General features: G+C 31.5%; 12 protein-coding genes. 3 read left to right on the forward strand and 9 right to left on the reverse strand.

Going from position 1 to position 15,776, the window contains the following annotated elements; genetic code table 11:
• The first annotated feature begins 101 nt into the window (after positions 1–101).
• Positions 102–659, forward strand: a complete 558-nt coding sequence (locus ACE193_RS10875) for an RNA polymerase sigma-70 factor (RefSeq protein WP_375562997.1) — start codon at positions 102–104, stop codon at positions 657–659.
• Positions 660–780: 121 nt separating this feature from the next.
• Here ACE193_RS10875 and ACE193_RS10880 read toward each other — a convergent pair whose 3' ends face one another.
• Positions 781–1,992, reverse strand: coding sequence for a lycopene cyclase family protein (locus tag ACE193_RS10880; RefSeq protein WP_375562998.1), 1,212 nt, complete (start codon positions 1,990–1,992; stop codon positions 781–783).
• A 438-nt stretch (positions 1,993–2,430) separates the two neighbouring features.
• On the opposite strand from ACE193_RS10880, the gene recR reads away from it, so the two are divergent.
• Positions 2,431–3,030, forward strand: coding sequence for a recombination mediator RecR (gene recR / locus ACE193_RS10885; protein WP_375562999.1), 600 nt, complete (start codon positions 2,431–2,433; stop codon positions 3,028–3,030).
• An 11-nt stretch (positions 3,031–3,041) separates the two neighbouring features.
• On the opposite strand, the gene ACE193_RS10890 is transcribed toward recR, so the two are convergent.
• From ACE193_RS10890 to egtB, 7 genes are all read right to left on the reverse strand, one after another.
• On the reverse strand, positions 3,042–3,554 hold the full coding sequence (locus tag ACE193_RS10890) for a histidine phosphatase family protein (protein ID WP_375563000.1): 513 nt from the start codon (positions 3,552–3,554) through the stop codon (positions 3,042–3,044).
• A gap of 158 nt (positions 3,555–3,712) precedes the next feature.
• Complete coding sequence (locus tag ACE193_RS10895; RefSeq protein ID WP_375563001.1) at positions 3,713–4,624, reverse strand: PspA/IM30 family protein; 912 nt, start codon at positions 4,622–4,624, stop codon at positions 3,713–3,715.
• Between the two features lie 229 nt (positions 4,625–4,853).
• The gene (locus tag ACE193_RS10900) at positions 4,854–5,255 is read right to left on the reverse strand and encodes a DnaJ family molecular chaperone (RefSeq protein WP_375563002.1); all 402 of its coding nucleotides are present in this window, start codon (positions 5,253–5,255) and stop codon (positions 4,854–4,856) included.
• Between the two features lie 232 nt (positions 5,256–5,487).
• Entirely contained in the window at positions 5,488–6,135 is a 648-nt protein-coding gene (gene rpe / locus ACE193_RS10905; RefSeq protein WP_375563003.1) for a ribulose-phosphate 3-epimerase, read from the reverse strand.
• 81 nt (positions 6,136–6,216) lie between these two features.
• Positions 6,217–7,839, reverse strand: a complete 1,623-nt coding sequence (locus ACE193_RS10910; RefSeq protein WP_375563004.1) for an HpaII family restriction endonuclease — start codon at positions 7,837–7,839, stop codon at positions 6,217–6,219.
• Between the two features lie 79 nt (positions 7,840–7,918).
• Positions 7,919–9,520, reverse strand: a complete 1,602-nt coding sequence (rny, locus tag ACE193_RS10915) for a ribonuclease Y (protein WP_375563005.1) — start codon at positions 9,518–9,520, stop codon at positions 7,919–7,921.
• A gap of 602 nt (positions 9,521–10,122) precedes the next feature.
• Positions 10,123–11,421 carry an ergothioneine biosynthesis protein EgtB gene (egtB, locus tag ACE193_RS10920; protein WP_375563006.1) on the reverse strand — a complete coding sequence of 433 codons (1,299 nt, stop codon included), beginning with the start codon at positions 11,419–11,421 and terminating at the stop codon, positions 10,123–10,125.
• 232 nt (positions 11,422–11,653) lie between these two features.
• On the opposite strand from egtB, the gene ACE193_RS10925 reads away from it, so the two are divergent.
• On the forward strand, positions 11,654–13,714 hold the full coding sequence (locus ACE193_RS10925) for a DUF262 domain-containing protein (protein WP_375563007.1): 2,061 nt from the start codon (positions 11,654–11,656) through the stop codon (positions 13,712–13,714).
• A gap of 49 nt (positions 13,715–13,763) precedes the next feature.
• Here the strand turns inward: ACE193_RS10925 and serA are convergent, their stop codons facing one another.
• Positions 13,764–15,677 (reverse strand): phosphoglycerate dehydrogenase, encoded by a 1,914-nt coding sequence (gene serA / locus ACE193_RS10930; RefSeq protein ID WP_375563008.1) that lies wholly within the window; start codon positions 15,675–15,677, stop codon positions 13,764–13,766.
• Between the last annotated feature and the right edge of the window lie 99 nt (positions 15,678–15,776).

Here is a 15,776-nt window from a genome sequence, read left to right on the forward strand (position 1 = left end):
GTAAATGAATTAATACTATCTATTTATTGTAAACTATTTATTAATTTGCTAAAATATTCTTATTTTAAATAAACTCTAATTTACCATTTACAATTCATTAAATGTCTGATGCTAAAAACATTGTAATAGATGATATAGAACAACTTTTTAAGTTGCACTATGTGCCTATGTGTAAGACAGTGTATAGAATGGTAAAAGACGAAGCCATTGCAGAAGATATAGTTCAAGATGTATTTTTTAATTTTTGGAAAAAAAGAGAACAACTAACCATCACAACTTCCTTAGCTGCCTATCTCAAACGTTCTGCTACCAACGCAGGTATAGATTATCTTCGCAAAAAACGTCCAACTTCAGACCATGCACTTGATATTGACGAACCTATTTACCAACATTTGGCAGTAGATTCTAGCCAAAGCGACGAAAATATCCGAACAGAAGAGCTAACCAATCATATTGAAGCTGCTTTAGAATTACTTCCTCCACGCTGTAAAGAAGTTTTTATGCTCAATCGTTTTGAAGAAATGTCATATCAAGAAGTAGCAGATACCTTAGAAATTTCTGTCAAAACAGTAGAAAATCAAATAGGTAAAGCATTGAAAATTATGCGAGTAGCCTTGAAAGATTACTTGCCTTTGTTGGCTGCTTGGTTGTTGTATTAAATGTTGAATTATTTATTATGTTGTCAATATCTGTATAACACCTCAAAGATATTTTGAAGATTTAAACTTCTACTTTCTAATTATTTTTTAGGTGTATTTTATTCTGCTCAATTACTTAAAATCAAGAAGCAAACTTTACAAGGTTTTGATGCAATCGTTGTCCTTTTTTTCCTGTAATCAAATTTTTGATAGAAGTCAGAAAAGGAACAGAAGGAACAGAAGCCATAATCTTTAAATCAGTAAAAAAATCTGTTTGTTCGTCTAAGAAAAGCAAAACCCTTTCGATAGAATTATTCTGAAACATATCCGTAAAAATGCGTTGAATATCTTCTGGATTACGTTCCATAATATTTAAAATCATTTTATCATACGTTTCAAATTGCTTATTAAACTTCTCTTCATAATGAGGCTTACCTGTTTTTTTCCACGCATTTACTCTACATTCGGCATCTCTGTACATTCTTAAAAAAGCATATCCTGTACTTGGCTTTGCTCTTCCTGCTTTTGTACCTAAATAAATTATATTCTTTGCCTTTGGTTGCTCAAATTTAAAATCTGTCATCGGAATTACGCCATACTCTTCTTCCAAAATTCTAAAACCATTTACTTTGAGTTTCGTAGCCATATAAGTTTCTAAGCGTACTTTATAAAGTTCTTTATTTTCTAAAAGCTCTCCTGAAAAAAGCGTATATTCTACTAATGCCTTTGTAGGAGAAAATGGTAAAATATAGACAAATTCTACTGCATTTCGCTGTGGCAAACGCATATCAAAAAGCTGTGCCGTATTTTTATCAAAAATAGATTCATCAGTTTCGACTAGGTAACCAAAAAAATGCTGTAACAAAGAATGATAGTCATTACTTTTTGGAGGAATATCTTCTTTTGAGAAACGAGAATCAAACACATATTCAGAATTAAATGTTTTACTTTCAAATTCCTTTGTCAGTTTTACTTCGGCTTGTGTATCAGAAATTGATAATACTTCACTTACTTCTGCTTGTAAAAATTCTATATTTTCAAATTCAGAGAGTTTTGCATTGACAAAGTTATAAAAATCAATACCACGAATCATTTTATACTTTAAGGAGTTTAGTGTATCTGTTTTATCAATTTTGGGAGCAATAAAACGAACTTTTTGCCATTCTTTATACACCAAAATATCAAAATCTGTTTTTTGATTTGTCCAAAATGACCACGATCGATTATTTGTATCTTTCTTTTCTTTATCAATAACTAAAATCTTTTTTTGAGATAAATTTTTGTCTTTTGAGATTTTATAAAGCAACATCAATGCTGCTGCTCCTCCCCCTGTAAATATTATATCGTAATTCATTAAATGCTTTGTGTAAAAAAATGTATTAAGTAACTGGGCAAAATTATTTATAGGTTAACAAAATCTGTCTGACACCTCAAAGGTGTCTTGACAGTTTAAATTTCCAGTTTCTAATTCTTTTTTAGATCTGTTTTATTTTGCTCAGTTACTTATAATTGCAATTCCATTTCTAAAACTGACTTTCTTTGAATTATGTTTATCTATATTCAAGCTAAAAAATTGTTTTTAGGTTTCTTTTCGACGAACTTGTTTTTTGGATTGATTAAAATGATTCAAAAATAGATTTTTCAAAGCTCCTCTATTTTTTGTATTTTTGTAAGCTAGTTTAACAACAAAGATATATTTAAAATCCCTTTTTAAAAGGTTAGAAGTTAGGTTTTTCAGTTGATGATTACTACTCATGACTGATAACTGAATAACTGGTAACTGACGACTGATATGAACTATCCCTCCAAATTAGTAGAAGATGCTGTAAACGAAATTTCTCGTTTGCCTGGTATTGGTAAAAAATCAGCTTTGCGTTTGGCTTTGCATCTGCTCAGACAAGAAGTACAAGATGTAGAAGAATTGACCAAATCACTGATTGCCCTTCGTGAAAAAACAGTTTATTGCAAAAAATGTCATACTATTTCAGATACAGATATTTGTAGTATTTGTAAAAGCCCAAAAAGAGATGAGAGTTTGATTTGTGTTGTAGAGGAAGTTCCTGATTTGTTGGCTATCGAAAATACGGCACAATATAATGGATTGTATCACGTTTTGGGAGGAGTTATTTCGCCTATTGAGGGAATTAGTCCATCAGATTTGAACATTGACTCTTTATTAGACCGAACACAGAATGGCGTAAAAGAAGTCATCTTAGCTCTTAATGCTACAATGGAAGGGGATACAACAGCCTTTTATTTAACTAAAAAGCTAAGAAAACAAGGGGTAAAAGTGAGTGGGATTGCTCGTGGAGTTCCTATTGGAAGCGAACTAGAATATACAGATGAAATCACATTAGGAAGAAGTATTGCCAAACGAATTATGTTTGACTAGCTGAAATAATATTATAAAACAGCTACTTCAAAACCTTTTTCTGGGATGCGAATTTCTTCAACTGTTCCACTGCCTCTAGTTATTTCTGTCCAGTTTTCTATATCAAAAGAAAAAACAACTAGACTACAAGGACTAAGAAAGCCATAATCTTTTTCAGCCAATAGATAAATTAGTGCAGAAACAGCAGGGTTATGATTCACTAAAAACAAATTATTGATAGAATTATCATCAATTTGATTAATAAAACGCAGCAAATCTACTTCTGAACATTGATACAAATCCTCCTCTATTTGGATTTGAGAAGGTGGATAGTGCATTCCATTTGCAATAAGACGAGCTGTAGTTTGCGCCCTAACAGCTATACTACTCACTATTTTGTCGACTTCAAAATTTTCTTCATATAGAAGCTGTCCCAAACGCATTGCATCTTGGATGCCATGTTCTGTGAGTTTACGTTTTGAATCTGGGTTCGAAAGGCTATATCCTTCCGTTTGTGCATGACGAATCAAAAATAACTTTTTCATAAATAAGATAAGGATAGTAATTTGATAATAAATTTTCACAAAACTAAGACAGTATTGTAAAAATTTAAGATACAAATAATTGTCTGTTTAATCAAACAATTTAACATTTTGAATAACTATAAAACCTAGTTGTAAACCTATCTTTGATAGTAGATTTTCTAGTCATCGAAGCCTTCTTTTCTGATACGCAAACGAGGACGTTTTGGAGGAGTGCTTTTTTCTACTTTGCCAAAGGTAATATTTTTTTTACTTTCTTGATTTTTGTCTTCTGCATTTTTTGTATCAGAACCTATTTTTTTTGTAGTAAAATCAGCTTCTGATTCTTCTATTAACTCTTCTGTTGTTTTTGGTAGAGCTTTCATTTTGGCCTTTAATTGTGCCAAAGCATCTTGTGGGGAAGGCAAATCTGGCAACGCTGCTGCATTTTTACCTAGTACTTTTTCTACTTCATCATCAACATTATCATTCAAATTAGCTACATCTTCATACGATTGAGCTAGAGCTTCCTGTTCTTCCACTTTCATTTTCATATCTTCTAGCATGTTATTCATGCTATTATTACTAATCGAAGACATTCGCTCATTCAAACGACGGCTTGTTTCAGAAAGACGTGAACGTACTTTGAGTGTTTTGAGTTCTCCTTCCCATGTATTTATCTGAGTACGAATTTTTTGAATATCTAATTCTAATTTACGAATCATGTTTTCATAAGCACGTAAGTTTTGTTCATTTGCAGAAGAAACTCTCAAAATTTGGTCTTTTTGAGCAAGTGCTTTAAGCGCATAACGGTCAGCTTCATCCATAGAAATATCGCCTTGTTCTGCTTTAGCTATAAATTGCATTGCTCGTTGTTCGTACTGGTCTGCTGCTCGGTGTGCTTGCTGAACATCTCTTTTTGTACGAATGGCAAGGGCTTTCATTTCGGCAAGACTTTTCATGCTTTCGGCAAGGTCTTGTTTCAAATCCTTTATAGATTGTTCGGTAAGCGCAACAGGGTCTTCTACTTTATCAAGTTTGGCGTGTGCTTTAGCTTTTCCAACATTAAAAAGACGTTTAAAAAATATCCACATATATATAGAACAATTACGAATTAAAAATTACGATTATGATATACCTATTACAAATAACTTAGAGATATTCATTTCAATAAAATCCCCTTCTCGTTAGTTTGAGATAGGACATTAATCTATTTTTTATCTAATCAATTTATAAAAAGCTTATCCCTTTGCAAACGTTATACGATTAGCAATAGTTTTTGATTTCTCTTAAAACCTTCAAATCTATTTTAATCTACGACCTCTATTTTTCAAATTTTTTCTTAAAAAAAGAATAGGCTTCATTTACTTTTTGAGATTGCTCCACTGCCCAACGCTGCTTTTTTGGGTCTGCTTGATGACGGTCTGGATGATAGGCTTTCATTAGTTTTTTATAAGCCGTTTTGACTTGCTCAAAAGAAGCACCTTCTTCAAGACCTAAAGTATGATAATAAATTCTTTCTTTTGGATTTGCTTTTGGTGCAGTAAACTCATATTCTGTATCAAAATTACTAGAATAAGTGGTGTCATCATTTCCTAAAGAACCAAATTCTTTTTCGTATTCATCTTCAATAGCTTTCATATAATCATCATCTGAAAGTCCATTTTTTTCTAGGAAGTCATTGGTTGTAGAGCGAATAATATTTTTTAATCTGTCGAAGAGCATAGTTTTTATATTTTGATAGGTCACTTGTGAGGACACAAGCAATGGTAATTTGTAATTGTACAACGAAAGTAATGCTACAAACGTTTTCAGCACCTTATTTGAAAGTTAGTTGAGAAAAAGGTGTAGAAATTTCATTTTCAATTAAAAATAATCAAAATTATTGTATTTGTTAGTATTTGAAGGTTATTTTTAAACAGTAAAGCTCATCACTAAGAAAAGGTATGTCTTTTTCCTACGAAATACGCTTGATATTACTAATTGTTTCTGTTGGGTCAGACGAAGAAAACACAAAGTTACCAGCTACCAAAACATCAGCTCCTGCGTCTACTAATTTTTTAGCATTTCCTGCATTTACACCTCCATCAATTTCGATAAGAGCTTTTGAACCTGTTTTTAAGATAAGTTCTTTTAATTGACTTACTTTTTTATAAGTCTGTTCTATAAATTTTTGTCCTCCAAATCCTGGATTTACCGACATCAAACACACTAAATCAGTTTCTTCAATTACATTTTCTAACTGGGAAATAGAAGTGTGAGGATTTACTGCAATTCCTGCTTGACAACCTAAATTACGAATTTGTTGAAGATTTCTATGTAAATGCTGACATGCTTCGATATGAACAGAAATAGTGTTTGCACCAGCACGAGCAAAATTATCTACATATTTTTCAGGATTGACAATCATCAAATGAACGTCTAAATGTTTTTTGGCGTGTTTGGCAATCGCCTCACAAACAGGAACTCCAAATGAAATATTGGGAACAAAAACACCATCCATAATATCAATATGAATCCAATCAGCTTGACTTTTGTTGAGCATTTGAACCTCATTTTGAAGGTTAGCAAAATCGGCAGCGAGAATAGAGGGAGCGAGAAGCATAAATTTCTTTGATTACGAATTAGGAATTATGGATTACGATTTAATTACAAATTACGATAATTCAATCATAAACTTCAAATATCAACTAAAACGAAGTTGTAAATTTAATTTAAAAAATAACTCTCCATTTTTTTCGGAATAAAGCTGTCCAAAACGGTGTCTAGTTGTGGAAGGCGTATCTAATTTGATATTTTCAAACAAATAATTTTTAAGATTTTCCATTTCTACAATATGAAAACCTAGACAATCGCCATTATTTTTCATTATGATTGTTCCATTAGATTGATATGCGCCGTCCCATTTTGTTCCTGCAAAGAAACCTAAGAGAATACTTATTAGAAGGTTTTTGATTTTATTCTTTAATAAAACCTCTTGGTCTTTATCCTTTCCTATAATTTTCTTTGTGATTTTTTTGATAGAAGAAATACGTTTTTTATAAAAACAAAGCAGAATTTTGCCCATTAATTTTGGCATTTCACTATCAATCATTTTGAGATTAAAATCCATTGTATCTCTTTCTGCTCCTAGATATTCAAACGTTCCTCCTAATTCCTCAATTTTATTTATTCTATCTTTTAATTTTGTTCTTGTATTTATTTGATTTACTTCATCAATAATAGTCTTATTGTTTATCTTACTGCCTTTTTCTATGCCATTTATCTTGAATATAAAATTTGTATTTCCAGACGCATTTAATAGCGTTGGTTTACTTCCTAAATATGATTTTATTCCAAAGCCTTCGTTTTCTTTTTGTATAATTTCATTTTCTATATCCAATAAAACATCAGCTTTTTGATTGCTACTTCCACCTTTTATTTTTTTACAATTTTCTAATTTTTCTAAATGCTTTAAAAGATTCTTAGCAACAGCTTCGACAGCATCAACTGCAACACTATTTCCCAACTGTTTTATAGCTTGTGTTTTGCTAACAGGAAACTCAAAATCATCTGGAAATCCCTGCATTTTTTTAGCTTCGATATATGATAATCGTCTTAATTCTCCATCAACCAAATAATTATCCCAATTTCTACGGTCTGTAATATCCGAACCACGCCCACCTACACGAATCGTAAAACCAATTTCTCGGCTACACTGACCTTGCCAAACATCACTCATCGTAAATTTTAGAGGAATAGGAGGAGGAAAGGAAAAGCTATTCATAAAACTATCATCTCTAAAGCCAACTATAAAAACTCTTGGTCGTAGCTGTGGCAATCCATAATCTGATGCATGAACAACTTTATAATAAAAAGAATATCCTAATTCATTTTCAAGAATATTTCGAATGATTTTAAAGGTTTTTCCTTTGTCGTGCGTAACCAAACCACGAACATTTTCTAAAAAAAATGCCTTTGGTCTTTTGGCTTCCAAAATTTCGGCAATATTGAAAAACAGATTTCCTCTTTCTGAACTATGATTATCTGCAAAGCCTCGTTTATATCCTGCTTGGCTAAATGGCTGACACGGAAAACCAGCACAAAGAACATCAAAATCAGGTAAATCCTTTGGACTTATTGTTCTAATATCTTTATTAAAAAGGTCGTTTTCAAACAGTTTAGGAGATGTTTTTTGATAATTTTCTTGATAAGTAAGACGTGCAAAATCATCAATTTCAGAAGCAAAAACACATTCTCCTCCCAATCTGTGCATTGCCAAATGAAACCCACCAATTCCAGCAAATAAATCTATAAATTTGAATTTCATTCGTTACTCTGACTTATATAGAAAGGAAAAGGCGTGCCTTTTCCCTACAATAATACTTCTGACTTCTTATTTCAAAACTTTATTTAGCATAATGCACAGCTCGTTTTTCACGAATAACTGTAACTTTTACCTGTCCTGGATATTGCATTTCGGTTTGAATTTGCTGTGAAATTTTGAATGCAATTTCATCGGCTTTATCATCCATTACATTTTCAGCATCTACAATTACACGCAATTCTCGTCCTGCTTGAATGGCATAGCATTTATTTACGCCACTATACGAAGTTGCCAAACTTTCCAAATCTTGCAGACGCTTGATGTAGGATTCCATTGTTTCACGTCTTGCCCCTGGTCTTGAACCCGAAATAGCATCACAGGCTTGGATAACGGGCGAAAGCATTGAAGTCATTTCAATTTCGTCGTGGTGCGCTCCGATTGCATTACAGACTTCTGGGTGTTCTCCATAACGTTGGGCGAGTTCCATTCCCAAAATAGCATGTGGTTTGTCTGGATCTTCAGTACATACTTTTCCAATATCGTGTAAAAGTCCTGCACGCTTGGCAAGTTTTACATTTAAGCCCATTTCTGTTGCCATAGTGGCACAAAGGCGAGTAACTTCTTTGGAATGTTGTAATAAATTTTGTCCATACGAAGAACGAAAACGCATCTTTCCAACAAGTTTTATTAATTCCAAATGTAACCCATGGATTCCTAATTCTATGACTGCTCTTTCTCCTAGTTCTATGATTTGTTCTTCTAGTTGTTCTGTTGTTTTGGCGACAACTTCTTCAATTCTGGCTGGATGAACTCTTCCATCTGCTACCAAACGATGCAAAGAAAGACGAGCAATTTCTCTACGTACTGGGTCAAAACCCGAAATAGTAATTGCTTCTGGTGTATCATCAACGATAATTTCAACGCCTGTTGCAGCTTCTAAGGCTCTGATATTTCGCCCTTCTCTACCAATAATTTTTCCTTTAATGTCGTCGCTTTCCAAATGAAAAACAGAAACACAGTTTTCAATCGCATGTTCGGTGGCTGTTCTTTGGATAGTAGAAAGTACAATTCTTTTGGCATCTTTAGTGGCTGTAAGCTCGGCATCGCTCATAATTTGGCGAATTTTGGCAGTTGCTAAGGTGTGCGCTTCTTTTTCTAAAGATTCGATAAGTTGATTTTTTGCTTCTTCAGCAGAAAGTCCTGATACTTTTTCTAGTAAAACAATTTGTTCTTTTTCTAATCGATTTGCCTCTTCAAACTTCACCTCAACAGCTTCCATTTTTTTATACAAATCATCTTTTCGCTGTTGGTGCTTATTGATTTCTTTGTTTAAAAGTTCTTGTTCTTTGCTTAAAGAAACCTCTTTTTCTTTTAATTTGAGTTCAATTTGTTGGAAACGTTGCTCTTGTTTTTTGAGTTTTGCTTCTTGTGAAGCTACATTTTTTTGTCGTTTGTTGGATTCTCTTTGATGTTCTGCTTGAAGTTTCAAAAAGTGGTCTTTGGCAGATAATTCTTTTTCTTTCAAAAGATTTGCAGCATCTGCTTTTGCTGTTTGTAAGATTGATTTGGCTTCGTTTTCTGCTTTTTCTTTCAGACTGTTGAGAACTTTAATGAGCAAAAAACGCCCTATCAAAATTCCTACAATCAAAGCTACAATAGCCGTAATTGTGATTTCAAGATACATTATATATATTTTCTTTAGATTGAATGAATAAGAATAATTACGAATTAAAAATTACGAATTACGAATTAGATAATACACTCTAACTATTTAATAATAAGTAATTTACACTTCGTGAATTTAAAAAAAACAGATTCATTTCCCTAAAAAAGAATAAATAATCTAACCTAGATACAAGAAGTATAAGCATCTATAAGCAAATTTATAGATAAAGTTATATACAAAAGACTGTTCGAAACCCTAAGGGTTTTGAAAACCCTTAGGGTTTAAAATATTCTTATAAATAATTTTTTATGTTTCTATAAAAAAACTTTAAATTAATTTTATGTATAATCAACTACTAATCAAGGTTTTATGTCGATTTTTAGTCGTATTTTATTTTGCTATATATGGAAAAATCATTTTTCGATAATGATTTCTTGTAGTTGTAATGTCAGTATTATTTCCCTTTATTTTTAGAGAAAAGTAAATCTAAATCGAATACACTTTAAATTTTCTAATAAATAAAGAAGTAAACAAATTAGATGATACAATCTACAAATTTAGCTTAGATAAAACGATTATGAAAATAGTTTTTTTGGTTTTTTGATAATTTTTGAAAATAATTATTTTACCAAACGTATTCCAGTATATTGCCAACGTTTGTCAGCATGAAAAAAATTGCGATACGAATACCTTGAATGATTTGGTGCAGTTGCTTCCGAACTTCCACGCAAAACAAGCTGATTTATCATAAATTTTCCGTTATATTCACCTAAAGCCCCCTCATCTTTTTCAAAATTTGGATAAGGTTGGTAGGCAGAGCGTGTCCACTCCCAACGTTTGCCCCACTCAAAAAACTCGTTTGCAACTTCCCATTCGTATTCGGTTGGAAGTCGCATGTTTCTAAACTGTGCGTAGGCTTCGGCTTCATAAAAACTGATATGACACAAAGGCGCATCTAAATCTAGTTTTTGTAAGCCGTTTTCTGACTGATTAAAATCATATTTGAACCATTCATCACTTTCTTTAAACCAATACAAAGGAGCTTTTAAATCGTTTTGCTTTACAAAATCCCAACCTTCAGCAAGCCAAAAATTAAAGTTTTGATAACCTCCTGCATTGATAAATTCTAAATATTCTCTATTGGTTACAAGATTATTAGAAATTTCAAATTCTTCTACAAAGGTACGATGCACACCTTTTTCATTGTCAAAATAAAATTCTTCATCTGTATTTTTTTTATTATCTGATTGAAAACCAATTTGATAAATTCCTTCTTTTATTTTTATAAAATCTTCTTGCTCTTCTTCACTTGAGGAAAAGGCATGCCTTTTCCCTACAAATACCGTAAAATCATTTATTGGCATCTTTACGGCAGGAAAAAGTGGATTATTTCCTAAAACATATTTTATATCAGTTACCAATAATTCTTGATGCTGCTCTTCGTGATTAAGTCCAATAAAAAGACGTTTTTTTATTTCTGCTTCTGCTTCATTATCAAAACTATTATTTTGATTATTTTTTTCTAATTCCTCAAAAAACAAGGAAAGCGAACTATCTACATACTTTCTGTATTCATAAATTTCCTTTGTCGTCGGACGAGTAAGGTTTCCTCTATCGGTTCTCAACACACGCTTACCCACCGTTTCATAATAACTATTGAATAAATAATTATAGTCTTGATGAAAAACTTTATAATTTTTGAGGTAAGGAATAAGTAAAAAGGTTTCGAAAAACCACGTCGTATGCGCTAAATGCCATTTTGTAGGACTTACATCAGCTATCGGCTGAACAACAAAATCCTCTGGCTGCAAATCTTGACAAAGTGAAAGCGTTCTTTGACGAGTTTGATTGAATTTTGAATGGAGGTTTTTGTAGAAGTCTTTATTTATATTTTTTTCTAGTGTTTCTGTGGTTTGCATAATTGAATATTTTTATGGCTTTAATTCTTTGGAAAGACTACTGTTTTTTGATTGGTTTTGTTTTGAATAGAAATAATATTTTGCTGTTTTGTAAGTCCAAACATTGACAAAATTATTTAAAAAATCAATTTACAAACTTACTTTTTATTCAAAATCATTTTTTACTTGTTTTATTTATTAAAAATGTTATTTTTGTAAGACTTCACAATTTATAACTATTTTTCATACAACTATGAAAGCAACTGAATCAAAAATACAAGAATTTCTATCTTCCAACAAAACACAATTTGTAATTCCCGTTTACCAACGAAATTATGATTGGACAACTTCTGAATGTAAACAACTTTTAGATGATATATTAGAAGTAGGTTCGAATAGAGAAACAATAGCACATTTTATAGGAAGCATAGTTTATGTGCATGATGATGTTTATACAACATCAAGGATTAAGGAATTGATTATTATTGATGGACAGCAACGACTTACAACACTTACACTTATCTATTTAGCTTTACATAGATTAGCAAAGGATATAAATGATGAAGGTTTAGAAAATGAAATTCATGAAACCTATTTGATAAATAAATTTGCCTCAGAAGATGAGAAGTTAAAACTGAAACCTACTGATAATAATGAAAAAGCATTAAAATATTTGATTCGAAGTACAGAAGAAGAGGATTTTCCAGACTTTTCAAAATTAGTAGAGAATTTCAATTATTTTAAAGGAAGAATAACAAAAGAAAATGTTGAAGTAGTGTTACAAGGTCTTTCTAAACTTATGTTTGTAGAAATTTCTTTAGATAGAGACAAAGATGACCCTCAACGTATTTTTGAAAGCCTAAACTCTACTGGTTTGGAACTTTCACAAGCAGACCTTATCAGAAATTATATTTTGATGGGACTAGATAGAAAAGACCAAAACAAAATTTACAGAGATTACTGGCAAGTGATAGAAGATTTTGCAAAAGATGAAAAGACAAATATCAGTAAAGTATCAGATTTCATTAGAGATTTCTTGACCCTTGAAAATAAAAAAATACCTAATAAAGGAAAAGTATATTTAGAATTCAAAATCAAATACCCTACTTCTTCTTTAGATAATTTAGAAGACAATTTAAGACAACTCAAATCATTAGTTCGCTATTATAACAAACTTGTCAATCCAAAAAATGAAAAAGATAAAGATATTAGAAATCAATTAGAGTATATTGATAAGTTAGAAATAAATGTTTCTTATCCTTTCTTGATGAAAGTATATGAAGATTATTCGAATGGGATTATAGACAAAAATACATTTCTAAGCGTCTTAGAGTTAGTTCAATCTTTTACTTGGAGAAGATTTATTGTTGGTTTGCCTACCAATGCTCTCAATAAAATATTCATGATATTATATGATAAAATAGAAGATGATTATTTGTATTCTATTCAGAAGTATCTTATGCAACGTCCAGGAGTTCAACGTTTCCCTAAAGATACAGAAGTGATAGATGCTTTGAAAGTAAAAGATATGTACAATGTTCAATCTAAAAATAGAACCTACTTTTTAGAGCGTTTGGAAAATCATGAAAATAGAGAGCCTGTTTTAATTGATAATAACCCCGAAATTACTATCGAACATATTTTTCCCAAAAACCCCGATATGAAATGGAGAAAAGAACTTAGTGAAGATGAATATAAATTCATGATGGAGAATTATTTACATACAATTTCAAATCTTACTCTTTCTGGAAATAATGGAAAACTAGGCAATAAAACATTTGAAGCAAAAAGAGATTTACCAGAAGCAGGTTATAAAGACAGTAGATTATGGCTGAATCGTTATTTGGCAAATGCAGAAAAATGGAATCGTCAAGAAATTGAAAAACGTTTTGAAGTTATCGCAGAACGTTTTTTGCAAATTTGGGAATATCCATCTATTGAAATTGAAGAGAATGACGAACAAGAGGAAGCTAATATATTTGATGCTGATACTCCAAAACATAAAAAACTTGAATATGCCGTTTTCTTTGACGAAAAAATTAAGGTAAAACAGGTAGCTAAATTGTATGTAGAAGTAATAAAACGTTTATTTGACTTACAACCAGAAACCTTTTTTACTACAGATTTAGGTGAAAAATTATCTCTAACTAAGAAAGAGAATAAATCTAACTTACATCTATCTGCAACATTAAATGACTCCTATTATATTGAAACAAGACTTGATAATGTTACAAAATTTGAGAGAATCAAATACGCTCTTACAGCTTATGATTTAGAAGATGCCTTATCAATAAAATATGCAACAGAAGAATAAAAACTAAAAAACCCTAAGGATTTTCAAAATCCTTAGGGTTAAAAAAAAATCAATACAAAATACGAAAACGAATTGTATCTTCAATATCTTTGAGTTCTTGAATTACTTTTTCATTGTATTTTTGATTGATGTCTGTAATTACATAACCAATTTTCTCGTTGGTTTTAAGATACTGACCTACAATATTTACTTCATTTTTGGCAAAAATCTGATTTATCTTAGCCAAAATACCAGGTACATTTCTATGAAGGTGCATCAAACGATGAGCATTTTGAAGCTTTGGAAGTTGTAGCTCTGGGAAATTTACACTAGAAAAAGTATTTCCTGCATTGATATAATCAACCATTTTATTAGGAACAAACTGTGCAATATTTTCCTGTGCCTCAACTGTACTTCCTCCTACATGTGGCGTAAGAATGACATTTGGAATCTGACGCAATTCTGAAATAAACTCTTCTTGGTTATTTTTTGGTTCTTCTGGATAAACATCAATGCCTGCACCCAAGATTTTTCCACTTTTAAGGTTTTCTACAAGAGCAGGAATATCAACTACTTGTCCACGAGCTAAGTTCATAAAGACAACACCATCTTTCATCAAATCAAACTGTTCTTTTCCAATGATATTTGAGTTTTCAGTGCGTCCATCAACATGCAAAGAAATTACATCAGCAATGCCCAAAAGCTCTTCTAAAGAAGTACACATAGTTGCATTTCCTAACGCCAATCTGTCCACAATATCATAAAAATAAACTTTCATACCCAAGGCTTCAGCCACCACGGAAAGCTGCGCTCCAATATTTCCATAACCAATAATTCCTAGCTTCTTACCACGCACTTCGAAACTACCTGTTGCCGATTTATTCCATTTTCCTGTGTGCATTTCCATAACGCTTTGAGGAACGCCACGCATAAGCATAATCATTTCTCCAATCGCCAATTCGACAACACTTCTAGTATTGCTATAAGGCGCATTAAAAACTACAATTCCTCTATCTTGACAGGCTTCTAAGTCAATTTGATTTGTTCCGATACAAAAAGCTCCAACAGCCAACAACCTATCAGCATGCTCTATTACTTTGGAAATCAAATTAGTTTTAGAACGAATTCCTAAAATAGAAACGCCTTTTATTTTTTCTATTAATTCATCTTCACTTAAAGCACTTGAAAGTAATTCTACTTGATAACCTTCTTTTTCCATCATTTCTTTTGCTGATTGATGGATATTTTCTAAAAGTAAAACCTTAATTCTATTTTTTGGATATGAAATATTACGAGCTAATTTATTGATATACAAAAACTCATCAAGATTTTGGGCTTCGTGGTCGGCTTTACTAAGTACTTTTTCACGTTTTATATTTTCTGTAAAAGCATAAAACTCATTTGCCAGTCCTGCTTCTTTGATTTCATAATCAGTATAACCATCACCAATTACATAAATATCACCTTGAAGATTTAGATTTCTGAGTAGTTTTACTTTTCCGTTATCTTCTGATAAAACATTACTTGCGTCAAAACCTATTACTTTTCCATCCTCATCAAATGTAAATTCATTTGCATAAATATTTTCTGATTTTATACCAAATTTAGTAACAATCGGAACAATAAAGTCCTTAAAACCACTAGAAACAATCAAAATTGTATCTTTATAGGTATCAAAAAAAGTTTGATTGCGCTTGAACGATTCCGATACTTTTTCGCTTAGTTTTTTGATAAGCTCTGGCAAATGACTTTTATTAGCTTCCAAAATCGCAATTCTTTGATGCAAAGACTCTCTAAAAGAGAGGTTTCCATCCATTGCTTGGTCTGTCAGAGATTGGATTTGAGAAAGACGTTCATTTTTTTCTGGATGGTTTTGAAGTGCAATTTGACAAAGCTCATCCATTGCTTCTACTTTCGTAAAGGTGCTATCAAAATCTATAATGAAATAGTTGCGTTTCTCGGTTTTGCTTGATGTGGGATTCATAAACTCTAATTCGGCTTAATTATAAGTGAAGATGATTTTATTTCGTGTATTCTAATTTTTGTTTGTGTGAGTTTGGCTACTAAGTTATGAAAAATTATT

This window comes from Bernardetia aquimarina, assembly GCF_042180575.1.
GTDB lineage: Bacteria > Bacteroidota > Bacteroidia > Cytophagales > Bernardetiaceae > Bernardetia.